At 66.5% G+C, this 24,305-nt stretch carries 23 protein-coding genes and 1 tRNA gene; all 24 read left to right on the plus strand.

The genetic code is table 11. The features are described from left to right. The first annotated feature begins 12 nt into the window (after positions 1-12). The 24 genes from AC07RM_RS21930 (at position 13) to nuoN (ending at position 24,283) form a co-directional block, all read left to right on the plus strand. A complete protein-coding gene (locus AC07RM_RS21930) occupies positions 13-1,293 on the plus strand; it encodes a branched-chain amino acid ABC transporter substrate-binding protein (protein ID WP_495335867.1) in 1,281 nt (426 codons plus the stop codon). Further along, positions 1,290-2,498: a pyridoxal phosphate-dependent aminotransferase gene (locus AC07RM_RS21935; RefSeq protein WP_495335967.1), complete on the plus strand. Its 1,209-nt coding sequence runs from the start codon at positions 1,290-1,292 to the stop codon at positions 2,496-2,498. Before AC07RM_RS21930 ends, AC07RM_RS21935 begins: the two co-directional genes overlap by 4 nt. Continuing rightward, entirely contained in the window at positions 2,499-3,296 is a 798-nt protein-coding gene (locus AC07RM_RS21940) for a helix-turn-helix transcriptional regulator (RefSeq protein WP_495335868.1), read from the plus strand. Positions 3,297-3,381: 85 nt separating this feature from the next. Further along, entirely contained in the window at positions 3,382-4,299 is a 918-nt protein-coding gene (locus AC07RM_RS21945; RefSeq protein WP_495335869.1) for a DMT family transporter, read from the plus strand. Positions 4,300-4,389: 90 nt separating this feature from the next. Further along, a complete protein-coding gene (gene rpsO, locus AC07RM_RS21950) occupies positions 4,390-4,656 on the plus strand; it encodes a 30S ribosomal protein S15 (RefSeq protein WP_007837783.1) in 267 nt (88 codons plus the stop codon). A 206-nt stretch (positions 4,657-4,862) separates the two neighbouring features. After that, on the plus strand, positions 4,863-7,208 hold the full coding sequence (pnp, locus tag AC07RM_RS21955; RefSeq protein ID WP_495335870.1) for a polyribonucleotide nucleotidyltransferase: 2,346 nt from the start codon (positions 4,863-4,865) through the stop codon (positions 7,206-7,208). Positions 7,209-7,304: 96 nt separating this feature from the next. Continuing rightward, entirely contained in the window at positions 7,305-8,303 is a 999-nt protein-coding gene (locus AC07RM_RS21960; RefSeq protein WP_495335871.1) for an NAD(P)H-quinone oxidoreductase, read from the plus strand. A gap of 13 nt (positions 8,304-8,316) precedes the next feature. Next, a complete protein-coding gene (tpiA, locus tag AC07RM_RS21965) occupies positions 8,317-9,078 on the plus strand; it encodes a triose-phosphate isomerase (RefSeq protein ID WP_495335872.1) in 762 nt (253 codons plus the stop codon). A gap of 37 nt (positions 9,079-9,115) precedes the next feature. Then, positions 9,116-9,520 (plus strand): preprotein translocase subunit SecG, encoded by a 405-nt coding sequence (gene secG / locus AC07RM_RS21970; protein ID WP_057592163.1) that lies wholly within the window; start codon positions 9,116-9,118, stop codon positions 9,518-9,520. Between the two features lie 117 nt (positions 9,521-9,637). Further along, positions 9,638-9,722, plus strand: a tRNA-Leu gene (locus AC07RM_RS21975). Positions 9,723-9,785: 63 nt separating this feature from the next. Further along, positions 9,786-10,145 carry an NADH-quinone oxidoreductase subunit A gene (locus AC07RM_RS21980; RefSeq protein WP_012748607.1) on the plus strand — a complete coding sequence of 120 codons (360 nt, stop codon included), beginning with the start codon at positions 9,786-9,788 and terminating at the stop codon, positions 10,143-10,145. 12 nt (positions 10,146-10,157) lie between these two features. Then, a complete protein-coding gene (locus AC07RM_RS21985) occupies positions 10,158-10,637 on the plus strand; it encodes a NuoB/complex I 20 kDa subunit family protein (RefSeq protein ID WP_057592164.1) in 480 nt (159 codons plus the stop codon). 12 nt (positions 10,638-10,649) lie between these two features. Further along, on the plus strand, positions 10,650-11,261 hold the full coding sequence (locus tag AC07RM_RS21990) for an NADH-quinone oxidoreductase subunit C (RefSeq protein WP_093339376.1): 612 nt from the start codon (positions 10,650-10,652) through the stop codon (positions 11,259-11,261). 1 nt (position 11,262) lies between these two features. Then, complete coding sequence (locus tag AC07RM_RS21995; protein ID WP_093339373.1) at positions 11,263-12,516, plus strand: NADH-quinone oxidoreductase subunit D; 1,254 nt, start codon at positions 11,263-11,265, stop codon at positions 12,514-12,516. Positions 12,517-12,526: 10 nt separating this feature from the next. After that, positions 12,527-13,066, plus strand: coding sequence for an NADH-quinone oxidoreductase subunit NuoE family protein (locus tag AC07RM_RS22000; protein WP_398500736.1), 540 nt, complete (start codon positions 12,527-12,529; stop codon positions 13,064-13,066). Continuing rightward, entirely contained in the window at positions 13,066-14,406 is a 1,341-nt protein-coding gene (gene nuoF, locus AC07RM_RS22005) for an NADH-quinone oxidoreductase subunit NuoF (RefSeq protein ID WP_203201910.1), read from the plus strand. Before AC07RM_RS22000 ends, nuoF begins: the two co-directional genes overlap by 1 nt. Positions 14,407-14,421: 15 nt before the next feature. Continuing rightward, entirely contained in the window at positions 14,422-16,599 is a 2,178-nt protein-coding gene (nuoG, locus tag AC07RM_RS22010; RefSeq protein WP_495335873.1) for an NADH-quinone oxidoreductase subunit NuoG, read from the plus strand. Then, a complete protein-coding gene (gene nuoH, locus AC07RM_RS22015) occupies positions 16,596-17,672 on the plus strand; it encodes an NADH-quinone oxidoreductase subunit NuoH (RefSeq protein WP_208513594.1) in 1,077 nt (358 codons plus the stop codon). The genes nuoG and nuoH overlap by 4 nt, the downstream gene beginning before the upstream one ends. Before the next feature lie 17 nt (positions 17,673-17,689). After that, on the plus strand, positions 17,690-18,208 hold the full coding sequence (nuoI, locus tag AC07RM_RS22020; RefSeq protein WP_208513593.1) for an NADH-quinone oxidoreductase subunit NuoI: 519 nt from the start codon (positions 17,690-17,692) through the stop codon (positions 18,206-18,208). 34 nt (positions 18,209-18,242) lie between these two features. Continuing rightward, on the plus strand, positions 18,243-18,902 hold the full coding sequence (locus tag AC07RM_RS22025) for an NADH-quinone oxidoreductase subunit J (protein ID WP_495335874.1): 660 nt from the start codon (positions 18,243-18,245) through the stop codon (positions 18,900-18,902). Continuing rightward, complete coding sequence (gene nuoK / locus AC07RM_RS22030) at positions 18,899-19,207, plus strand: NADH-quinone oxidoreductase subunit NuoK (protein ID WP_093339357.1); 309 nt, start codon at positions 18,899-18,901, stop codon at positions 19,205-19,207. The genes AC07RM_RS22025 and nuoK overlap by 4 nt, the downstream gene beginning before the upstream one ends. A gap of 18 nt (positions 19,208-19,225) precedes the next feature. Continuing rightward, positions 19,226-21,265 (plus strand): NADH-quinone oxidoreductase subunit L, encoded by a 2,040-nt coding sequence (gene nuoL / locus AC07RM_RS22035; protein ID WP_208513592.1) that lies wholly within the window; start codon positions 19,226-19,228, stop codon positions 21,263-21,265. 27 nt (positions 21,266-21,292) lie between these two features. After that, complete coding sequence (locus AC07RM_RS22040) at positions 21,293-22,771, plus strand: NADH-quinone oxidoreductase subunit M (RefSeq protein ID WP_093339352.1); 1,479 nt, start codon at positions 21,293-21,295, stop codon at positions 22,769-22,771. Positions 22,772-22,795: 24 nt separating this feature from the next. Beyond that, a complete protein-coding gene (gene nuoN, locus AC07RM_RS22045) occupies positions 22,796-24,283 on the plus strand; it encodes an NADH-quinone oxidoreductase subunit NuoN (protein WP_093339349.1) in 1,488 nt (495 codons plus the stop codon). Positions 24,284-24,305 lie beyond the last annotated feature (22 nt).

Consider the following 24,305-nt stretch of genomic DNA (forward strand, 5'->3'; position numbering starts at 1 on the left):
CGTTTCAAGTCAATGAATTCCAGCTTTTTCGAGCGCCGCCAGGCCTTGAAATTCGCGGCACTGTCGCTATGCGCGAGGCCCTTCGCGGCGCTCGCGCAGACCCCGCCCGCACCCATCCGCCTCGCGCTGATCGAGAGCATGAGCGGCCCGTTCGCCAACACCGGCGAGGCGGTGTTCCGCAACCTGCTGTGGGCCGTGGAGCGCGTGAATGCGCGCGGCGGCATCAAGCTGCCGGGCGGCGCGCGGCCGCTGCAGCTCGACCGCTACGACAGCAAGGGGCAGAACGAGGAAGCGCTGTCGGCGCTGCGCGCCGCGATCGACGATGGCGCGCGCATCGTGCTGCAGGGCAACTCCTCGGCCACCGCGGCGGCGCTGATCGATGCGATCGACAAGAACAACGAGCGCGACCCGCAGCGGCGCATCCTGTTCCTCAACTACGCGGCGGTCGAGCCCTCGCTGACCAACGAGCGCTGCAGCTTCTGGCACTTCCGCTTCGACGCTCACGCCGACATGCGCGTGGCCGCGCTGATGGACGTGGTGAAGGACGATGCCGCGCTCAAGCGCATCTACCTGCTGGGACAGGACTACAGCTTCGGCCAGGCGGTGCTGCGCGAATCGCGGCGCCAGCTCGGCGCGCTGCGGCCCGACGTGGAGATCGTCGGCGACGAGTTGCATCCGCTGGGCAAGGTGAAGGACTTCGCGCCCTACGCCAGCAAGATCATCACGAGCGGCGCGCAGGCGGTGGTCACGGGCAACTGGGGCAACGACCTCACGCTGCTCGTGAAGGCCGCGCGCGAGGCCGGCTTCAACGGCACCTTCTACACCTTCTACGGCAATGCGCTGGGCGCGCCCGCGGCCATCGGCGATGCCGGCATCGGCCGCGTGATCGCGGTGGCCGACTGGCTGCCGAACGTGCAGACGCCGCAGTCGGAGGCCTTCTACCGCGCCTTCCGCACGCGCTTTCCGAAGCCCGCGGACGACTACGTCCACATGCGCATGCAGCTCTTGATCGAGTCGCTGGCGCAGGCGCTCGAGCGCGCGGGCAGCACCGACACCGTGGCGGTGGCGCGCGCGCTCGAGCAGGCCGACGTCACGCTGTACGGCCAGCGCGGGCGCATGCGCGCGGCCGATCACCAGTTCCAGCAGCAGCTCGTGGTCGGCGTGATGGACAAGCAGGGCCGAGCGGGCGTGCAGTTCGACGTCGAGGGCTCGGGCTACGGCTTTCGCGTGATCAAGACCATTGCCCCCGAGCGCGCGGAGCTGCCGACTTCGTGCAAGATGAAGCGCCCCTGAAGGCACGAAGCGAAGACACGACGACAACGAAAGAAGAACACAGCATGCGCCAAGCCATCCACAACCTCGAAGCCTCCAAGATCCGCGAAGTCGCCAATGCCGGCCTCGGCCGCAGCGACGTGCTCGCCTTCTGGTTCGGCGAGAGCGACGAGGTCACGCCCGAAGTCATCCGCCAGGCAGCGATCGATTCGCTGCAGCGCGGCGAGACCTTCTATGCCCACAACCTCGGCCTGCCCGAGCTGCGCGCGGCGATCGCGCGCTACACCAGCAGCCTGCACCCCGTGGTCGATGCCTCGCGCATCGCCGTCACCTCGGGCGGCGTGAGTGCGCTGATGCTCGCGGTGCAGGCGCTGGTCGATGCCGGCGACGAGGTGGTCGCGGTGACACCCGTGTGGCCCAACCTCACGGCGCAGCCCGCGATCCTCGGCGCGACGGTGCGCACGGTGCCGCTGGTGCCGGTGCAGGGCGAATGGACGCTGGACCTGCAGGCGCTGCGGTCGGCGGTCACTTCGACCACCAAGCTGCTGATCGTCAATGCGCCGAACAATCCGACCGGCTGGACGATGACGCGCGAGGAGCAGCAGGCCGTGCTCGACCATTGCCGCGAGACCGGCACCTGGATCCTCGCGGACGAGGTCTACGAGCGCCTGTACTTCGAACCCACGGCCAACGGCTGCGCGCCGAGCTTCCTCGACATCGCACGGCCCGACGACCGGCTGGTGGTCACGCACAGCTTCTCGAAGAGCTTCCTGATGACCGGCTGGCGCCTGGGCTGGCTGGTGCTGCCGCCCGCGCTGGTCGAGGGCATCGGCAAGCTGATCGAGTTCAACACCTCGTGCGCGAGCGTGTTCACGCAGCGCGCCGGGGTGGTGGCGATCGAGCACACGGCCGAGATCACGCCGCGCGTGGTGGCGCACCTTAAGTCGTGCCGCGACACGCTGGTGCCGCTGCTGGCGGCCGTGCCGGGCGTGCAGGTGGCGCCGGCCAAGGGCGGCATGTATGCCTTCTTCCGGCTCGAGGGTTTCGACGATTCCTTCGAGGTGGCCAAGCGGCTGGTGGTCGAGGCCGGGCTCGGGCTCGCGCCCGGCAATGCCTTCGCGCCCGAAGGGCAGGGCTGGCTGCGCTGGTGCTTCGCCTCGAAGGATCCGCAGCGGCTGGTGCAGGGCGTGGAGCGGCTGCGCGGCTGGCTCGCCAAGCAGGGCTGAATGACGCCGAGGCCCGTGCCCGTCGACGCCGTGCGCATCCGCGGCTCGGCGCTGCCGGGCCTGCAGACGATCGCGGCCGAATCGGCGCGCAGCTTTCCGCGCCACATGCACGACGTCTACGGCATCGGCGTGATCGACCGCGGCGGCCAGCGCTCGGCCAGTGGCCGCGGCGCGGTCGAGGCGGTGCGCGGGGACGTCATTACGGTCAACCCCGGCGAGGTGCACGACGGCGTCGCGCTGCGCGGCGAGGCGCGCGCCTGGCGCATGCTGCACCTGGCGCCCGCGTTGCTGGCCGATGCCGCGCCCGGACTCGAGCTGACGCGGCCGGTGCTCAACGATCCGGCGCTGCGGCACGGGGTCGAACGGCTGTTCGCGGGCGTGGCCGAGGGCGCCGATGCGCTGGCGCTCGAGCAGGGCGTGCTGGAACTGCTGCGCGATGCACCGGGCGCGCTGGCGCCGGAGCCCGTGCCTCGCATCGCTTCCGTCGCGCTGGAGCGCGCGCGGGCACGCATCGCCGACGACTGCGTGGCCGCGCCCACGCTCGCCGAGCTGGCGCACGAGGCCGGCCTGAGCCGCTGGCAGCTGCTGCGCGGCTTCGCGGCCGCCTTCGGGCTGCCGCCGCATGCCTGGCTGCAGCAGTGCCGGCTGTCGCGCGCGCGCCGGCTGATCGCGCAGGGCCGGGCGCTGGCCGATGCCGCGGCCGGCGCGGGCTTTGCCGACCAGAGCCACATGACGCGGGCCTTCGTGCGCTTCCTGGGCTTCACGCCTGGCGCGTACGCGGCCGCGCACGGCGCCTGACCTCGTCCTGCAATTTCGTTCAAGACCGCCGCGCCTCCGGCGGGAGACGCTCGCGCTTTCTGCAAATGAAAGAAGGGCGAAAAGCATGTCGGAACGCAGCAAGGGAATGTGGCTGTGCGCGCTCGCGATGGTCACGGTCGGCAGCACGGTGGTGGCGAGCAAGCTGATCGCGAGCGGCCTGCCGCCGTTCACGGCGACCGCGCTGCGCTTCGCGCTGGCGCTGCCGGTGTTCCTGGTGCTGATGCGGTGGATGCGCGTGCGCTGGCCGCGCCCGGACCGGCACGATGCCTGGCTGCTGCTGTGCCAGGCGGCCGCGGGCAGCGTCGGCTACACGGTGCTGCTGATCCTGGGCCTGCGCTGGGCGCCGGCGGCCGACGCGGGCGTGGTGGCCGGCACCCTGCCGGCCATCGCCGCGCTGGTGGCGGTGCTCGCGCTGCGCGAGCGGCCCGGGCGCTACCTGCTGGGCGGGATCGTGCTCGCGAGCCTGGGCGTGCTGGCGATCACGCTGCGGCCGGGCGGGGAGGGCGGCGCGCGCACGCCGGCCGCGCTGCTCGGCAACCTGCTGGTGCTGGGCGCGGTGGCCTTCGAATCGCTGTTCATCCTGCTCAACAAGCGGCTGCGCGTGCCGCTGCCGCCGCTCGCGCAGTCGAGCGCGATGACCGCGCTGGGGCTGCTGCTGTCGCTGCTGCCCGCGCTGCTGGAGCGTGCCTGGCTGCAGCCCGTGCCGGCCGAGGCGCTGGCCGGTGTGGCCTACTACGCGCTGGTGCCGACGGTGGCGGGCTTCCTGCTCTGGTACGCGGGCGCGGCCCGGCTCAGCGGCGCCGAGGCGGCGCTGTTCACGGCGCTGATGCCGGTGTCGGCACTGGCCCTCGCGGCCTGGTGGCTCGGCGAACCGGTGGGCTGGCCCCAGATCGCCGGCGCGGCCTGCGTGCTGGGGGCGGTGGCGCTGGTCTCGCTCGACGGGCGGCACCGGCAAGGGGCGTCCAGGACGGCCGATGTATAATCCCAAGGCTTTGCATGCCGCAAGGCGCACGGTGAGCGCAGTTCCAGCACCCACCGCAAGTCAAACACCACCGGAACAAAGGAAAAATCAATGATCGCAGCCTCCATCAAGGCCGAAGTCGTCAAGGACAACGCCCGCGCCGCCAACGACACCGGCAGCCCCGAAGTGCAAGTCGCACTGCTGACCGCCCGCATCAACGAGCTCACCCCCCACTTCAAGACGCACGCCAAGGACCACCACGGCCGTCGCGGCCTGCTGCGCATGGTGAGCCGCCGTCGCAAGCTGCTCGACTACCTGAAGTCCAAGGACGCCGACCGTTACACCGCGCTGATCGCCAAGCTGGGCCTGCGCAAGTAAGCCGAATCGCATGAAAAAACGCCTGGGTTAGTCCGCTAGCTCAGGCGTTTTTTACTTCGCGAACCACTTTCGGGGTGCCCTACAGAGCGAAGCTGTGTCATTCCAGGGAAGTTCGAATCGAGCTTCGCTGGAATGGCATCGTGTTCTGAAAAAGCCCTCCGAGCCGTGCGGATCTTCGATGATCTGCTACTAAAACAGGAGCAAACATGAGCCTCTTCAACAAAGTCACCAAGTCCTTCCAATGGGGCGACAAGACCGTCGTCATGGAAACGGGCGAAATCGCCCGCCAGGCCACGGGCGCCGTGCTGGTCGACATCGACGGCACCGTCGTGCTGGCCACCGTGGTCGCTTCCAAGACCGCCAAGCCGGGCCAGGACTTCTTCCCGCTGACCGTCGACTACATCGAGAAGACCTATGCCGCCGGCAAGATCCCCGGCAGCTTCTTCAAGCGCGAAGCCAAGCCCAGCGAACACGAAACCCTGACCAGCCGCCTGATCGACCGCCCGATCCGTCCGCTGTTCCCCGAGGGCTTCCTCAACGAAGTGCACGTGGTGATCCACACCGTGTCGCTGAACCCCGAAGTCGACGCCGACATCGCCGCGATGATCGCCGTGAGCGCCGCCCTGTCGGTCTCGGGCATTCCGTTCGACGGCCCGATCGGCGCCGCGCGCGTGGGCTACATCAACGGCCAGTACGTGCTGAACCCGGGCCAGACCGCGCGCAAGGATTCGCAGATGGACCTCGTCGTGGCCGGTACCGAAGCCGCGGTGCTGATGGTCGAGTCCGAAGCCCAGCAACTGGCCGAAGACATCATGCTCGGCGCCGTGGTCTTCGGCCACGAGCAGGGCAAGCTGGCGATCAACGCCATCCACGAACTGGTGCGCGAAGCCGGCAAGCCGCTGTGGCTCAAGGAAGGCACCTGGGCGCCCGAAGCCAAGGACGAGGACTTCATCGCCAAGGTCAACGGCCTGGCCGAAGAGAAGCTGCGCGCCGTCTACCAGATCCGCAGCAAGCAGGCCCGTACCCAGGCCCTGCGCGAAGCCAATGCCAGCGTCTTCGAGGCCCTGAAGGCCGAAGGCGCCGCCTTCGACGCCGGCAAGGTCAGCGACCTGTTGTTCGCGATCGAAGCGCGCATCGTGCGCAGCCAGATCCTGCAAGGCGAGCCGCGCATCGACGGCCGCGACACGCGCACCGTGCGCCCGATCGAGATCCGCAACTCGGTGCTGCCGCGCACCCACGGCTCGGCGCTGTTCACGCGCGGCGAAACCCAGGCGCTGGTCGTGACCACGCTGGGCACCGAACGCGACGCGCAGCGCATCGACGCGCTGGCCGGCGAGTTCGAGGACCGCTTCCTGTTCCACTACAACATGCCTCCCTTCGCCACCGGTGAAGTCGGCCGCATGGGCTCGACCAAGCGTCGCGAAGTCGGCCACGGCCGTCTCGCCAAGCGCGCGCTCGTCGCCGTGCTGCCGAACAAGGAAGAATTCCCCTACACCGTGCGCGTGGTGTCGGAGATCACCGAGTCGAACGGCTCCTCGTCGATGGCTTCGGTCTGCGGCGGCTGCCTCTCGATGATGGACGCCGGCGTGCCGATGAAGGCCCACGTGGCCGGCATCGCCATGGGCCTGATCAAGGAAGACAACCGCTTCGCGGTGCTGACCGACATCCTGGGCGACGAGGACCACCTCGGCGACATGGACTTCAAGGTGGCCGGCACGACCAACGGCATCACCGCGCTGCAGATGGACATCAAGATCCAGGGCATCACCAAGGAAATCATGCAGGTCGCGCTGGCGCAGGCCAAGGAAGCGCGCATGCACATCCTGGGCAAGATGCAGGAGGCGATGGGCGAGGCCAAGGCCGACGTGTCGCAGTTCGCACCGCGCCTGACCACGCTGAAGATCAACCCCGAGAAGATCCGCGACGTGATCGGCAAGGGCGGCGCGGTCATCCGCGGCCTGCAGGAAGAAACCGGCACGCAGATCAACATCGACGAAGACGGCACCATCACCATCGCGTCGACCGATCCGGCCAAGGCCGAAGAGGCCAAGAAGCGCATCGAGCAGATCACGGCCGAGGTCGAGATCGGCAAGATCTACGAAGGCCCGGTCACCAAGATCCTGGACTTCGGCGCGCTGATCAACCTGCTGCCCGGCAAGGACGGCCTGCTGCACATCAGCCAGATCGCGCACGAGCGCGTCGAGAAGGTGACCGACTACCTGAGCGAAGGCCAGATCGTGAAGGTCAAGGTCCTCGAGACCGACGACAAGGGTCGCGTCAAGCTGTCGATGAAGGCGCTGACCGAGCGTCCGGCCGGCATGGAATACAGCGAGCGCCCGCCGCGCGAAGACCGTGGTGACCGTGGCGGCGAGCGCCGTGACCGCGGCGACCGCGGCGACCGTGGTGGTGATCGCGGCGACCGCGGTGACCGCGGCGGCGACCGTGGCGAGCGCGCTCCGCGCTTCAACAACGACCAGCAGCAGCCGCGCAACGAGCAGGCTCCGGCCGGCGAGTCGCAGCAGCCGCAGGCTCCGCGCGAGTCGCAGGAGTAAGAAGGCCATGGCGGCCGCGGCATGCGCCGCGCGCCGCCTTTGCCTTTCCGATTGCTGAATGCGCCCGTCGCACGGGCGGCTGGAGGCCAGGAGACCATGAAAGCCATTGAAATCGCTTCGTACGGCGCCCCCGAGGTGCTGCGCGTCACGGATCGTCCCGATCCGGTCGCCGGCGCGGGCGAGCTGCTGATTCGCGTGTCGGCCAGCGGTGTCAACCGCCCCGACGTGCTGCAGCGCATGGGCCACTATCCGGTGCCGCCCGGCGCCTCCGACCTGCCGGGCCTCGAAGTGGCCGGCGAGATCGTGTCGGGCGATGCCGCGGCATTGGCCGAGGCGGGCTTCGCGATCGGCGACCGCGTCTGCGCGCTGATCGCCGGCGGCGGCTATGCGCAGCTGTGCGTGGCGCCCGTGGCGCAGTGCCTGCCGGTGCCCAAGGGCTGGAGCGACGTCGAGGCGGCTTCGCTGCCCGAGACCTTCTTCACCGTCTGGAGCAACGTGTTCGAGCGCGGCCGCCTGCAAAAGGGCGAAACCCTGCTGATCCAGGGCGGCTCGAGCGGCATCGGCGTCACGGCGATCCAGATCGCCAAGGCGCTGGGCGCGACCGTGATCGTCACGGCCGGCAGCGACGACAAGTGCGAGGCCTGCCTGAAACTCGGCGCCGATCACGCGATCAACTACCGCACGGCCGATTTCGTCGAAGTGGCGAAGTCGCTGACCGGCGGCAAGGGCGTGGACGTCATCCTCGACATGGTCGCGGGCGACTACGTGGCGCGCGAGGTCGAGTGCCTGGCCGAGGATGGCCGGCTGGTGATCATCGCGGTGCAGGGCGGCGTCAAGAGCCAGATCAACGCGGGTCTGGTGCTGCGCAAGCGGCTCACGATCACGGGGTCGACGCTGCGTCCGCGGCCGGTGGCATTCAAGGGTGCGATCGCCAAGGCGCTGCACGAAAAGGTATGGCCGCTGCTCGAGAGCGGCGCGGTCAAGCCGGTGATCCACAGCACCTTCGCGGCGGCCGGCGAGCCCAGCGGTGCAGCGCAGGCGCATGCGTTGATGGAATCGAACCAGCACATCGGCAAGATCGTGCTGACCTGGTGACGAGACGAGCACGATGACGACCCACAAGAAACTGATCGCAGGGAACTGGAAGATGAATGGCAGCCTGGCTGCCAACGAGGCGCTGGTGACGGCGCTGCGGCAGGGGCTCGTGGCGAATGCGCCCGCGTGCGACATCGCGCTGTGCGCGCCCGCGCCGTATTTCGCGCAACTGCAGTCGCTGCTGGCGGGTTCGCCGATGGCGCTGGGCGCGCAGGACATTTCCGCGCAGGCGCAGGGCGCCTTCACGGGCGAGCAGTCGGCGGCGATGCTGAAGGACTTCGGTGTGCGCTATGCCATCGTCGGCCATTCGGAGCGCCGCCAGTACCACGGCGAGACCGACGACGCCGTGGCCGCGAAGACCGCGGCCGCGCTGGCCAACGGCATCACGCCGATCGTCTGCGTCGGCGAGACGCTGGCGCAGCGCGAAGCAGGGCAGACCGAGGAAGTGGTGAAGCGCCAGCTGGCGGCGGTCATCCACGTGAACGGCCACTGCATCAGCGAGATCGTGGTCGCCTACGAACCCGTGTGGGCCATCGGCACCGGCAAGACGGCCACGCCCGAACAGGCGCAGGCGGTGCACGCGGTGTTGCGCGCGCAACTGCATCACGCCGCGAGCGAGCATGCGGCTGGCATCAAGATCCTCTACGGCGGCAGCATGAATGCCGCCAACGCGGCCGAACTGTTGGCGCAAGCCGACATCGACGGCGGCCTGATCGGCGGCGCTTCCCTGAAGGCCCCCGACTTTTTGCAGATCATTTCCGCCGCCGCCCGCTGAAGCGGGCAGGGCAGGCATCAATTAGGAGTAAGAACGAATGAACGTGGTCCTCAACCTTTTGGTCGGCGTGCAGATGCTGTCGGCGCTGGTGATGATCGGGCTGATCCTGATCCAGCACGGCAAGGGCGCCGACATGGGCGCGGCCTTCGGCAGCGGCAGCGCCGGCAGCCTGTTCGGCGCCAGCGGCAGCGCGAACTTCCTTTCGCGCACCACGGCCGTGCTGGCCGCGGTGTTCTTCGCCTGCACGCTGCTGCTGGCCTACTTCAGCCACGCACGCCCCACGGGCGGCGGCAGCCTGCTGGAGCGCGCAGCCATCGGCGTGCCGGCCACGCCGGCTTCGGGCGCGGCAGGCCAGATTCCCTCGGGTCAGTCGGGCGCGGCACCTGCTGCGGCACCCGCGAGCGCGCCTGCGGCTGGCGCGGGACAGATTCCCAGCAAGTAACTCTGATGTTTTCAGAGTGACCCGTAAGAAATGGCTTCATTTCAGGGTAAACTCTAAAGCTGTTCGGAAAGCCAAACCTCTTCGTAGGAACCTCATGCCATCCGAACAGAAAAAACCGCGGTCGTGGTGAAATTGGTAGACACGCTATCTTGAGGGGGTAGTGGCGAAAGCTGTGCGAGTTCGAGTCTCGCCGACCGCACCAAATCTCACCGACAGGACGCCTCATGAAGGTGCTTCTGTCGGTGGCAAGCGGTGAAAGCTCCCGATGAACCTCGATTCCTACCTTCCCGTCCTTTTGTTCATTCTGGTCGGGGTCGGCGTAGGCGTCGCTCCACAGGTCATCGGATACATCCTCGGCCCCAATCGGCCTGACGCAGCCAAGAACGCACCTTACGAGTGCGGCTTCGAGGCCTTCGAGGATGCGCGCATGAAGTTCGACGTGCGCTATTACCTGGTTGCCATTCTCTTCATCCTGTTCGATCTGGAGATTGCCTTTCTCTTCCCATGGGCCATTGCGCTCAAGGAGATCGGTGCTGTCGGCTTCTGGGCCATGATGATCTTTCTCGCCATCCTCGTCGTGGGCTTCGCCTACGAGTGGAAAAAAGGCGCGCTCGACTGGGAATAAGGAAGCTACACGATGGCCATTGAAGGCGTTCTCAAGGAAGGCTTCGTCACGACCACCTACGACTCGGTGGTGAACTGGGCGAAGACCGGATCTCTGTGGCCGATGACGTTCGGTCTGGCCTGCTGTGCGGTCGAAATGATGCACGCCGGCGCAGCCCGCTACGACATCGACCGTTTCGGCATGCTGTTCCGCCCGAGCCCGCGTCAGTCCGATCTGATGATCGTGGCCGGCACGCTGTGCAACAAGATGGCGCCGGCGCTGCGCAAGGTCTACGACCAGATGCCCGAGCCGCGCTGGGTGCTCTCGATGGGTTCGTGCGCCAACGGCGGCGGCTACTACCACTACAGCTACTCGGTGGTGCGCGGCTGCGACCGGATCGTTCCGGTCGACGTTTACGTGCCCGGCTGCCCGCCCACCGCCGAGGCGCTGCTCTACGGGATCATCCAGCTGCAGCAGAAGATCCGCCGCACCAACACCATCGCGCGTGCCTGAGGAATTGCCGAGATGACCGACTTTGCAATTTCTCCGGAGGCGCTGCAGGCGACTCTGGTGCAGACCCTGGGCGACAAGGCCAGGAGCGTGACCGTTGCGCTCGGCGAAGTGACCGTGGTGGTGAGCGCCGCGAACTACATCGACGCGGCGCTGCTGCTGCGCGATGCGCCGGGTTGCCGCTTCGAGCAGCTGATCGACCTCTGCGGCATGGACTATTCAGACTACCGCGAAGGCGAGTGGGAAGGCGAGCGCTACGGCGTCGTCTCGCACCTGCTGTCGGTGAGCCTCAACCAGCGCGTGCGCCTGCGGGTGTTCGCGCCCAGCGAAGACCTGCCGGTGGTCGATTCGCTGCAGCCCGTGTGGAACGCGGCGACCTGGTTCGAGCGCGAAGCCTTCGACCTCTACGGCATCGTGTTCGAGGGTCACGACGACCTGCGCCGCATCCTGACCGACTACGGCTTCATCGGCCATCCGTTCCGCAAGGACTTCCCGGTGTCGGGTCACGTCGAGATGCGCTACGACGAAGAACAGAAGCGCGTGGTCTACCAGCCGGTATCGATCGAGCCGCGCGAGATCACGCCGCGCGTGATCCGCGAAGACAACTACGGCGGCGGACTCCACTGACATGGCCGAAATCAAGAACTACACCCTCAACTTCGGTCCCCAGCATCCGGCCGCGCACGGCGTGCTGCGCCTGGTGCTCGAGCTCGACGGCGAAGTGATCCAGCGCGCCGATCCGCACATCGGCCTGTTGCACCGCGCGACCGAGAAGCTCGCCGAATCGCGCACCTTCATCCAGTCGCTGCCCTACATGGACCGCCTCGACTACGTGTCGATGATGTCCAACGAGCACGCCTACTGCCTCGCCATCGAGAAGATGATGGGCCTCGAGGTGCCGATTCGCGCGCAGTACATCCGCGTCATGTTCGCCGAGATCACCCGGCTGCTGAACCACCTGCTGTGGCTCGGCGCGCACGGCCTCGATTGCGGTGCGATGAACATGCTCATCTACTGCTTCCGCGAACGCGAAGACCTGTTCGACATGTACGAGGCGGTCTCGGGCGCGCGCATGCACGCGGCCTACTTCCGTCCGGGCGGCGTGTACCGCGACCTGCCGGACGTGATGCCGCAGTACAAGGTCAGCAAGATCAAGAACGCGAAGGCGATCGAGAAGCTCAACGAGAACCGCCAGGGCTCGCTGCTCGACTTCGTCGACGATTTCTGCAAGCGCTTCCCGAAGATGGTCGACGAGTACGAGACGCTGCTCACCGACAACCGCATCTGGAAGCAGCGCACCGTGGGCATCGGCGTGGTCACGCCGGAGCGCGCGCTGAACCTCGGCTTCACCGGCCCGATGCTGCGTGGCTCGGGCGTCGAATGGGATCTGCGCAAGAAGCAGCCCTACGACGTCTACGACCGGATGCAGTTCGACATTCCGCTCGGCAAGACGGGCGACTGCTACGACCGCTACCTGGTGCGCGTCGAGGAGATGCGCCAGGCCAACAAGATCATCCAGCAGTGCTCGGCCTGGCTGCGCGCCAACCCCGGCCCGGTGATCACCGACAACCACAAGGTCGCCGCGCCCGCGCGCGAATCGATGAAGGCGAACATGGAGGAGCTGATCCACCATTTCAAGCTCTTCACCGAAGGCTTCCACGTGCCCGAAGGCGAGGCCTATGCCGCCGTCGAGCATCCGAAGGGCGAGTTCGGCATCTACCTCGTGAGCGACGGCGCCAACAAGCCGTACCGCCTGAAGATCCGCGCCCCTGGCTTCCCGCACCTCGCCGCCCTCGACGAAATGTCGCGCGGTCACATGATCGCCGACGCTGTCGCGGTGATCGGCACGATGGACATCGTGTTCGGCGAAATCGACAGGTGAGAAAGAGCGAATGACTTCCTCTACCCATGACACTCACGCGGCGCCTTCGGCGCCGCTGAAGCCTGCGACCCTCGAACGCTTCGCGCGCGAGGTGGCCAAGTACCCCGAGGCCGGCAAGCAGTCGGCCGTGATGGCCTGCCTGGCGATCGTGCAGCAGGACGAGGGCTTCGTGAGCACCCAGCGCGAGCGCGAGATTGCCGAGTACCTCGGCATGGCGCCGATCGCGGTGCACGAGGTCACGACCTTCTACAACATGTACAACCAGCATCCGGTGGGCAAGTACAAGCTCAACGTCTGCACCAACCTGCCGTGCCAGCTGCGCGATGGCGTCACGGCCCTCGTGCATCTCGAGAAGAAGCTCGGCATCAAGATGGGCGAGACCACGGCCGACGGCCTGTTCACGCTGCAGCAGAGCGAATGCCTGGGCGCCTGCGCCGATTCGCCGGTGATGCTGGTCAACGACCGCACGATGTGCAGCTTCATGAGCAACGACAAGCTCGATCAGCTCGTCGATGGCCTGCGCAGTGCAACCCCCGGGGAGGCTTCGTGATGACGCCCGATCAGGTTCTTTCGCAGTTCCGCGCCACCGGCGTGCAGACCTGCTTCCATGACCGCCACATCGGCGCGCAGATCTATGCCGGCCTCGACGGCACCAACTGGCACCTCGCCGACTACGAGGCGCGCGGCGGCTACCAGGCGCTGCGCAAGATCCTCACCGAGGGCCTGACGCCCGACCAGGTGATCGCCGAGGTCAAGGCCTCGGGCCTGCGCGGCCGCGGCGGCGCCGGTTTCCCGACCGGCCTGAAGTGGAGCTTCATGCCGCGCCAGTTCCCGGGCCAGAAGTACCTGGTCTGCAACTCGGACGAAGGCGAGCCGGGCACCTGCAAGGACCGCGACATCCTGCAGTTCAACCCGCACATCGTGATCGAAGGCATGGCCATCGCCGCTTACGCGATGGGCATCAGCGTGGGCTACAACTACATCCACGGCGAGATCTTCCAGAGCTACGACCGCTTCGAGGAAGCCCTCGAGGAGGCGCGCGCCGCGGGTTATCTCGGCGACAAGATCATGGGCAGCACGTACAACTTCCAGTTGCACGCCGCCCACGGCTTCGGCGCCTACATCTGCGGCGAGGAAACCGCGCTGCTCGAATCGCTCGAAGGCAAGAAGGGCCAGCCGCGCTTCAAGCCGCCGTTCCCGGCCAGCTTCGGCCTGTACGGCAAGCCGACCACCATCAACAACACCGAGACCTTCGCGGCGGTGCCCTGGATCATCCGCAACGGCGGCCCGGCCTACCTCGAGTGCGGCAAGCCGAACAACGGCGGCACCAAGATCTATTCGGTCAGCGGCGACGTCGAACTGCCGGGCAACTACGAAGTGCCGATGGGCACGCCGTTCTCCAAGCTGCTCGAACTGGCCGGCGGCGTGCGCAAGGGCCGCACGCTCAAGGCCGTGATCCCCGGCGGCTCGTCGGCACCGGTGCTGCCGGCCGACATCATGATGCAGTGCACGATGGACTACGACTCCATCTCGAAGGCCGGCTCCATGCTGGGTTCGGGCGCGGTGATCGTGATGGACGACAGCCGCTCGATGGTCGAGTCGCTCAAGCGCCTCTCGTACTTCTACATGCACGAATCCTGCGGCCAGTGCACGCCGTGCCGCGAAGGCACGGGCTGGCTCTACCGCGTGGTCGACCGCATCCACAACGGCCAGGGCAAGCCCAGCGACCTGCAGTTGCTGGACTCCGTCGCCGGCGACATCATGGGCCGCACCATCTGCGCCCTCGGCGACGCGGCGGCCATGCCGGTGCGCGCCATGATCAAGCACTTCCGCCACGAGTTCGAAGCCTTGATCCCGGGCTACGTCCCGAAGGCAACGGTCCAGGCCTGAGCGCGAGAAAGACATATGGTTGAAATCGAACTCGACGGCAAGAAGGTCGAAGTGGCCGAAGGCAGCATGGTCATGCATGCTGCCGACAAGGCCGGCACCTACATCCCGCACTTCTGCTATCACAAGAAGCTCAGCATCGCGGCCAACTGCCGCATGTGCCTGGTCGACGTCGAAAAGGCGCCCAAGCCGATGCCGGCCTGCGCCACGCCCGTCACGCAGGGCATGATCGTCCGCACCAAGAGCGAGAAGGCGATCAAGGCCCAGCAGTCGGTCATGGAGTTCCTGCTGATCAACCACCCGCTGGACTGCCCGATCTGCGACCAGGGCGGCGAGTGCCAGCTGCAGGACCTGGCCGTGGGCTACGGCGGCTCCTCCTCGCGCTACGAGGAAGAAAAGCGCGTCGTGTTCCACAAGGACGTGGGCCCGCTGATCAGCATGGAAGAGATGAGCCGCTGCATCCACTGCACGCGCTGCGTCCGCTTCGGCCAGGAAGTGGCCGGCGTGATGGAGCTCGGCATGTCGCACCGCGGCGAGCACTCCGAGATCGAGACCTTCCTCGGCGACTCGGTCGACTCCGAACTCTCGGGCAACATGATCGACATCTGCCCGGTCGGCGCGCTCACGAGCAAGCCGTTCCGCTACAGCGCCCGCACCTGGGAACTGTCGCGCCGCAAGTCGGTGAGCCCGCACGATTCCACCGGCGCCAACCTGATCGTCCAGGTCAAGAACAACCGCGTGATGCGCGTGGTGCCGCTCGAGAACGAAGACGTCAACGAATGCTGGATCGCCGACCGCGACCGCTTCTCGTACGAAGCGCTCAACGGGACCGAGCGCCTGACGCAGCCCATGCTCAAGCAGGGTGGCCAATGGCAGCAGGTCGACTGGCAGACCGCGCTCGAGTACGTGGCCAACGGCCTCAAGCAGATCAAGGCCGACCATGGCGCGCAGAGCATCGGCACGCTGGTCAGCCCGCACAGCACGCTCGAGGAGCTGCAACTCGCCGCACTGCTCACGCGTGAGCTCGGCAGCGACAACATCGACTACCGCCTGCGCAATGCCGAATTCACGGCCTTTGAAGGCATCCGCTGGCTCGGCACCTCGATCGCTTCGCTGACGCAACTGCAGCGCGCCTTCGTCGTCGGCTCGAACCTGCGCAAGGACCATCCGCTGTTCGCGCAGCGCATCCGCCAGGCCGTGCGCAAGGGCGCCGCGCTCAGCGTGCTGACCTCGAAGAAGCTGATGGCCGACGCCGAAGCCTGGGCCATCCAGCCCGCGCAGGCCGCCATCGTCGATGCCGGCCAATGGATCGAAGTGCTGGCCGCGATCGCGACCGTGGTGGGCCAGTCCACCGGCGCCGCCGCGCCGCTGGCACCCGCCAACGAGCCCGACGCCACCGCGCAGGCCATCGCCGCGTCGCTGCTGAGCGGCGAGCGCAAGGCCATCCTGCTGGGCAATGCCGCCGCGCACCACGCGCAGGCCGGCAGCCTGCTCGCGCTGGCCAACTGGATCGGCGCGCAGACCGGCGCCAGCGTCGGCTACCTGACCGAAGCCGCCAACACCGTGGGCGCGCAGCTCGTGGGCGCGTTCCCGAAGAACGGCGGCCTCCACGCCGGCCAGATGCTCGCCGCCGGCTCCGGCCTCAAGGCCGTGCTGCTGCTGAACACCGAGCCGGTGTTCGACTCGGCCGCCGGCGCCGCCGCGGCCGACACCATCGGCAATGCGCAGATGGTGGTCACGCTGAGCCCGTTCAAGGCCAACCTCGAATTCAGCGACGTGCTGCTGCCGATCGCGCCGTTCACCGAAACGCCCGGCAGCTTCGTCAATGCCGAAGGCCGCCTGCAGAGCTTCCACGCCGTGGTGAAGCCGCAGGGCGAAGCCCGTCCGGCCTGGAAGGTGCTGCGCGTGCTCGCCAACCTGCTGGGCCTGCAAGGCTTCTCGTTCGAGTCCACCGCCGACGTGCTGCGCACGGTGGGCGACAACGGCGCGCTGCCGGCCGATGCGCTGCGCAACGCCACCGGCGCTGCCGCCGTGGCCGCCAACGGTGCGCCCGCGCCCGTGGTCGCGAGCATCTACCAGCTCGATTCGATCGTGCGCCGCGCGCCGTCGCTGCAACTGACCGCCGACGCACGCAACGCGGGCCACGGCATCGGTGCCGCGCCCGCCAGCGTGCAGGCCGAGGAGGTGTCGGCATGATCGACGCCATTCACGGCTTCGGCCAGGGTCTCGTCGCCGCCGGCTGGTGGACCGGCGTGGTCTGGCCCGTCATCTGGACGCTGATCAAGATCATCGTCGTGGTCATCCCGCTGATGCTGGCGGTGGCCTACCTCACGCTGTGGGAACGCAAGGCCATCGGCTTCACGCAGATCCGCGTGGGCCCGAACCGCATCGGGCCGCTGGGCCTGCTGCAGCCGATCGCCGACGCGCTCAAGCTGATGACCAAGGAAATCATCGTTCCGACAGTCGCCAACAAGGGCCTGTTCCTGCTCGGCCCGATCATGACCATCATGCCGGCGCTCGCCGCCTGGGCCGTGATTCCCTTCGGTCCCGACGTCGCGCTCGCCAACATCAACGCCGGCCTGCTGTTCGTGATGGCCATCACCTCGCTCGAGGTCTATGGCGTGATCATCGCGGGCTGGGCCTCGAACTCGAAGTACGCCTTCCTGGGCGCGCTGCGCGCCTCGGCCCAGATGGTGAGCTACGAAATCGCGATGGGCTTCTGCTTCGTCGTGGTGCTGATGGTCACTGGCAGCCTGAACATGAGCGAGATCGTGAACGTGCAGGGCAAGGGCATGTTCGCCAACCTCGGCGTCGGCTTCCTGTCGTGGAACTGGCTGCCGCTGCTGCCGATCTTCGTCGTCTACTTCATCTCGGGCCTGGCCGAGACCAACCGCCACCCCTTCGACGTGGTGGAAGGCGAATCGGAAATCGTCGCGGGCCACATGATCGAGTACTCGGGCATGAGCTTCGCGATGTTCTTCCTGGCCGAGTACGCGAACATGTGGCTGGTCTCGATCCTGACCGTCGTGCTGTTCCTCGGCGGCTGGCTGCCCCCGTTCGAGTTCCTGAGCTTCATCCCGGGCTGGATCTGGCTCGGCGCGAAGACCTTCTGCGTGGTCACCATGTTCCTGTGGGTGCGCTCGACGTTCCCCCGCTTCCGCTATGACCAGATCATGCGTCTGGGCTGGAAGATCTTCATTCCCGTCACCCTCGTGTGGCTGGTCGTGGTCGGTGGCTGGATGCAGACGCCGTTCAACATCTGGAAATAACTGGAAGCGCCAACACCATGTCTGCGCACACCGCAACCCCGTCCGCGCCGTTCTCGCTCAAGGACTTCCTCGGCAGCTTCATGCTGTTCGAGCTGTTCAAGGGCCTGGCCATCACGGGCAAGTACGCCTTCAGCCGCAAGATCACGGTGCAGTTCCCCGAAGAGAAGACGCCGCTGTCGCCGCGCTTCCGCGGCCTGCATGCGCTGCGCCGCTACGAGAACGGCGAGGAACGCTGCATCGCCTGCAAGCTCTGCGAGGCCGTGTGCCCGGCGCTCGCGATCACCATCGAATCCGATGTGCGCGACGACGGCTCGCGCCGCACCACGCGCTACGACATCGACCTGACCAAGTGCATCTTCTGCGGCTTCTGCGAAGAGAGCTGCCCGGTCGACTCGATCGTGGAAACCCACATCTTCGAATACCACGGCGAAAAGCGCGGCGACCTGTACTTCACCAAGGACATGCTGCTGGCCGTGGGCGACCGTTACGAAAAAGAAATCGCGGCGAACAAGGCGGCTGACGCCAAGTACCGCTGACCCGGCCTGGCCTGAACCCTACGAATTCGAACTCATGGACGTCAAGACCGGTCTGTTCTATCTGTTTGCCGCGGTGCTGCTGTTCGCATCGTTCCGCGTCATCACCGCCCGCAATCCCGTGTACGCGGCGCTGTACCTCGTGCTGGCCTTCTTCCAGGCTTCGGCCATCTGGCTGCTGCTGCGCGCCGAATTCCTCGCGATCTCGCTCGTGCTGGTCTACGTGGGGGCGGTGATGGTGCTGTTCCTGTTCGTCGTGATGATGCTCGACATCAACGTCGACAGCCTGCGGCAGGGCTTCTGGAAGCACTTCCCGCTGGCCGCGGCCGTCGGCGCGCTCATCGCGCTCGAAATGGCGGCCGTGCTGATGGGCGGCTTCCGCCTCGGCGAGGCACCGCGCGCGGTGGCGGCGGCCAACAGCTCCAACACGCTCGAGCTGGGCAAGCTGCTGTATTCCGAATACCTCTATCCGCTGGAAATCGCGGCCGTCATCCTGCTGGTGGCCATCATCGCCGCCATCGCGCTGACCTTGCGCACCCGCAAGGACAGCAAGTACGTCGACCCGGCCGACCAGGTGCGCGTGAAGGCGCGCGACCGCGTGCGCGTGGTGCAGATGCCGGTCACCCGCGCGGCGGAGCCCGTGGTGGAAGCCCCGGCCGAAGCGGCCGCGACGGTAGCAAAGGAGAACAAGGCATGACGCTCACCCTCGGACACTTCCTCTCGCTGGGCGCGATGCTGTTCGCGCTGTCGGTGATCGGCATCTTCCTGAACCGCAAGAACCTGATCGTGCTGCTGATGGCCATCGAGCTGATGCTGCTCGCGGTCAACATGAACTTCGTCGCCTTCTCGCACTTCCTGGGCGACATGCACGGACAGATCTTCGTGTTCTTCATCCTGACGGTGGCCGCGGCCGAGTCGGCCATCGGCCTCGCGCTGCTGGTGCTGCTGTTCCGCAACAAGTCGAGCATCAACGTCGACGAACTCAACTCGCTCAAGGGCTGATCCAAGGCTGACACCAGAATGAGCGCAACCCTTTCTGCATCCACGCTGCTGGCCGTTCCGATGGCCCCCCTGGTCGGGGCGGTCCTGGCCGGCGTCTTCGGCACCAAGTTCGGCGGCAACCACATCGGCCGCAAGATCACGCACTCGCTGACCATCCTCGGCGTGTTCGTGGCCTTCGTCATCTCGGCGCTGACGCTCAAGTCGGTCATCGTCGACGGCGCCCGCTTCAACCAGACCCTCTACGAATGGATGGTCGTCGGCGGCCTCAAGATGGAAGTCGGCTTCATGGTCGACGGCCTCACCGCGATGATGATGTGCGTCGTGACCTTCGTGTCGCTGATGGTCCACATCTACACCATCGGCTACATGGAAGAGGACGAGGGCTACAACCGCTTCTTCTCGTACATCTCGCTGTTCACCTTCTCCATGCTGATGCTCGTCATGAGCAACAACATGCTGCAGCTGTTCTTCGGCTGGGAAGCGGTGGGCCTGGTGTCGTACCTGCTGATCGGCTTCTGGTTCAACAAGCCGACCGCGATCTTCGCGAACATGAAGGCCTTCCTGGTCAACCGCGTGGGCGACTTCGGCTTCATCCTCGGCATCGGCCTGATCGCGGCCTACGCCGGCACGCTCAACTACACCGAAGCCTTCGCCAAGGCCGGCACGCTCGGCGGCATCACATTCCCGGGCACCGACTGGATGCTGATCACCGTGATCTGCATCTGCCTGTTCATCGGCGCGATGGGCAAGAGCGCGCAGTTCCCGCTGCACGTGTGGCTGCCCGACTCGATGGAAGGCCCGACCCCGATCTCGGCGCTGATCCACGCGGCGACCATGGTGACGGCCGGCATCTTCATGGTGGCGCGCATGTCGCCGCTGTTCGAGCTGAGCGACACGGCCCTGAGCTTCATCCTCGTGATCGGCGCCATCACCGCGCTGTTCATGGGCTTCCTCGGCATCATCCAGAACGACATCAAGCGCGTGGTGGCGTACTCCACGCTGTCGCAGCTGGGCTACATGACGGTGGCGCTCGGTGCCTCGGCCTACTCGGTCGCGGTGTTCCACCTGATGACCCACGCTTTCTTCAAGGCGCTGCTGTTCCTCGGTGCCGGCTCGGTGATCATCGGCATGCACCACAACCAGGACATCCGCTGGATGGGCGGCGTGCGCAAGTACATGCCGATCACCTGGATCACCTCGCTGCTGGGCTCGCTGGCGCTGATCGGCACGCCGCTGTTCTCGGGCTTCTACTCGAAGGACAGCATCATCGAGGCGGTGAAGGAAAGCCACCTGTGGGGCGCGAACTTCGCCTACTACGCGGTGCTGATCGGCGTGTTCGTCACGGCCTTCTATTCGTTCCGCATGTACTTCCTGGTCTTCCACGGCAAGGAACGCTACGACCAGAACCCCGACGCACACCACGACGACCATCACGCGCACGACGACCACGGCCATGGCCACGGTCACGACGACCACAAGCCGCACGAATCGCCCTGGGTGGTGTGGCTGCCGCTGGTGCTGCTCGCGATTCCCTCGGTGGTCATCGGCTACCTGACGATCCACCCGATGCTGTACGGCGAATTCTTCAAGGACGCGATCTTCGTCGACGCCACGAAGCACCACGCCATGAAGGAGCTCGAAGAGGCCTTCCACGGTGCCGGCGCGATGGCCATCCACGGCCTGCAGACCATGCCGTTCTGGCTCGCGCTCGCGGGCGTGGCGCTGTCCTACTACATGTACATGGTCAACCCGGCGCTGCCGGCCGCGATCAAGCGCGCCTTCGGCCCCGTGTACCGCCTGCTCGAGAACAAGTACTACCTCGACTGGATCAACGAGAACATCATCGCGCGCGGCGCTCGCGCCCTGGGCATGGGCCTGTGGAAGGGCGGCGATCAGGCACTGATCGATGGCGCGGTCGTCAATGGCTCCTGGAAGCTGGTCGGCCGCATCTCGGGCGTGGTCCGCTGGCTGCAGTCGGGCTACATCTACCACTACGCCTTCGCGATGCTGCTCGGGATCTTCGTCCTGATGACGTACTTCGTCTGGTTCAAACGCTAAGCCGCAAAGCGCTGGAGTAAAAGAAAAATGGGTTTGTTGAGCCTTGCCATCTGGGTGCCGATCGCATTCGGTGCCGTGCTGCTGGCGTTCGGTCGTGACGAACACGCCAAGGGCGTGCGCTGGGTGGCGCTCGTCGGGTCGATCGTGAGCTTCCTGGTCACGCTGCCGCTGATCTCGCGGTTCCAGAACGGCAGCGCCGCGATGCAATTCGTGGAGAAGGCGCCCTGGATCGAGCGCTTCAACATCAACTACAACCTGGGCGTCGACGGCCTGTCGGTGTGGTTCGTGCTGCTGACCGCCTTCATCACCATCATCGTGGTGATCTCGGCCTGGGAAGTGATCACCGAGCGCGTCAACCAGTACATGGGCGCGTTCCTGATCCTGTCGGGCCTGATGATCGGCGTGTTCTCGGCCATCGACGGCCTGCTGTTCTACGTCTTCTTCGAAGCCACGCTGATCCCGATGTACCTGATCATCGGCATCTGGGGCGGCCCGAACAAGATCTACGCGGCCTTCAAGTTCTTCCTCTACACGCTGCTCGGCTCGCTCTTGATGCTGGTGGCGCTGATCTACCTGTACAACACCTCGGGCGGCAGCTTCGACATCCTGACCTGGCACAAGCTGCCGCTGAGCGGCCACGCCCAGACGTTGCTGTTCTTCGCCTTCTTCGCGGCCTTCGCGGTCAAGGTGCCGATGTGGCCGGTCCACACCTGGCTGCCCGACGTGCACGTCGAGGCCCCGACCGGCGGTTCCGCCGTGCTGGCCGCGATCATGCTGAAGCTCGGCGCCTACGGCTTCCTGCGCTTCTCGATGCCGATCGCGCCCGATGCCGCGCACGAATGGGCCTGGCTCATGATCGCGCTGTCGCTGATCGCCGTGATCTACGTCGGCCTGGTCGCGATGGTGCAGCAGGACATGAAGAAGCTCGTGGCCTATTCGTCGGTCGCCCACATGGGCTTCGTGACGCTCGGCTTCTTCATCTTCAACGAGCTCGGCGTGTCCGGCGGCATCGTGCAGATGATCGCCCACGGCTTCGTGTCGGGCGCCATGTTCCTCGGCATCGGCGTGCTCTACGACCGCGTGCATTCGCGCCAGATCGCCGACTACGGCGGCGTGGTCAACACCATGCCCAAGTTCGCCGCCTTCATGCTGCTGTTCGCGATGGCCAACTGCGGCCTGCCGGGCACCGCCGGTTTCGTCGGCGAGTGGATGGTGATCCTGGGCGCGGTCAAGGCCAACTTCTGGATCGGCCTGGCCTCGGCCACCGCGCTGATCTTCGGCGCCGCCTACACGCTGTGGATGTACAAGCGCGTCTACCTCGGCCCGGTCGGCAACGACCACGTGAAGGAACTCAGCGACATCAATGCGCGCGAGTTCGTGATGCTGGCGCTGCTGGCGATCGCGGTGCTGTGGATGGGCCTGTTCCCCAAGCCCTTCACCGACGTGATGGACGCCTCCGTGACCCAGCTGCTGCGTCATGTCGCGGTGTCGAAGATCCCCTCCTGATGGCTGGCTGAAGAAGAGAACGAGATGATTGACAAACTCAGCTGGGTCACGATCTACCCTGAAATCGTGTTGCTGGTCATGGCCTGCATCATCGCGCTGGTCGACCTGTCGGACACCAGCGCGCGCCGCACCCGCACCTACGTCCTGACCCTGATCACGCTGGCCGTGGTGGCCGCGATGACCGGCATGGCCGCGAGCGGCGGCAAGACCATCTACGGCTTCGGCAACATGGTCGTGAGCGACCCGATGGGCAACTGGCTCAAGTGCTTCGCCTCGCTGGCGCTGATGGTCACGCTGGTCTACGGCCGTCCCTACGCGGCCGACCGCGACATGCTGCGCGGCGGCGAGATGTTCACGCTGGGCATGTTCGCGCTGCTGGGCATGTTCGTGATGATGTCGGGCAGCAACTTCCTGCTGATCTACCTCGGCCTCGAACTGCTGACGCTCTCGAGCTACGCGCTGGTGGCGCTGCGCCGCGACAACGCGGTCGCCAGCGAAGCCGCCATGAAGTACTTCGTGCTCGGCGCGATGGCAAGCGGCTTCCTGCTCTACGGCCTGTCGATGATGTACGGCGCCACCGGTTCGCTCGACGTGAACGAGGTGTTCAAGGCCATCGCGAGCGGCAAGGTCAACCACCAGGTGCTGGTGTTCGGCCTGGTGTTCATCGTGGCCGGCCTGGCGTTCAAGGTCGGTGCCGCTCCGTTCCACATGTGGGTGCCCGACGTCTACCAGGGCGCGCCCACGGCGATCACGCTGATGATCGGCGCCGCACCCGAGCTCGCGGCCTTCGCGATCATCATCCGCCTGCTGGTCGAAGGCCTGCTGCCGCTGGCGATCGACTGGCAGCAGATGCTCGCGCTGCTGGCCATCGCCTCGCTGCTGGTCGGCAACCTGGCCGCCATCGCGCAGACCAACCTCAAGCGCATGCTGGCCTACTCGACCATCTCGCAGATGGGCTTCGTGCTGCTCGGCCTGGTGGCGGGCGTGGTCAACGGCAACACCTACAACGCCCAGTTCGCCTACAGCGCCTCGATGTTCTACATCGTGACCTACGTGCTCACGACGCTGGCGAGCTTCGGCACCATCCTGCTGTTGGCGCGCGAAGGCTTCGAGAGCGAGGAGATCACCGACCTGGCGGGCCTCAACCAGCGCAGCCCGCTGTATGCCGGCGTGATGGCGATCACCATGTTCTCGCTCGCGGGCATTCCGCCGCTGGTCGGTTTCTATGCCAAGCTCGCGGTGCTGCAGGCGCTGATCGCCTCGGGCCAGGCCCTCTACATCGGCCTGGCCGTGTTCGCGGTGCTGATGTCGCTGGTGGGCGCCTTCTACTACCTGCGCGTGGTCAAGGTCATGTACTTCGACGCACCGGTCACGGCCAGCACCGTGTCGGCCCCGCGCGACGTGCGCACCGTGCTGACGATCAACGGCGCGCTGATCCTGATCCTCGGCATCGTGCCGGGCGGCCTGATGACGCTGTGCGCCAAGGCCATCGTCGCCACGCTGGCGAACTGACGCGCCGCGCGCCAGGGCCCGC

It is taken from the genome of Variovorax sp. GW821-FHT09B05, assembly GCF_059418265.1.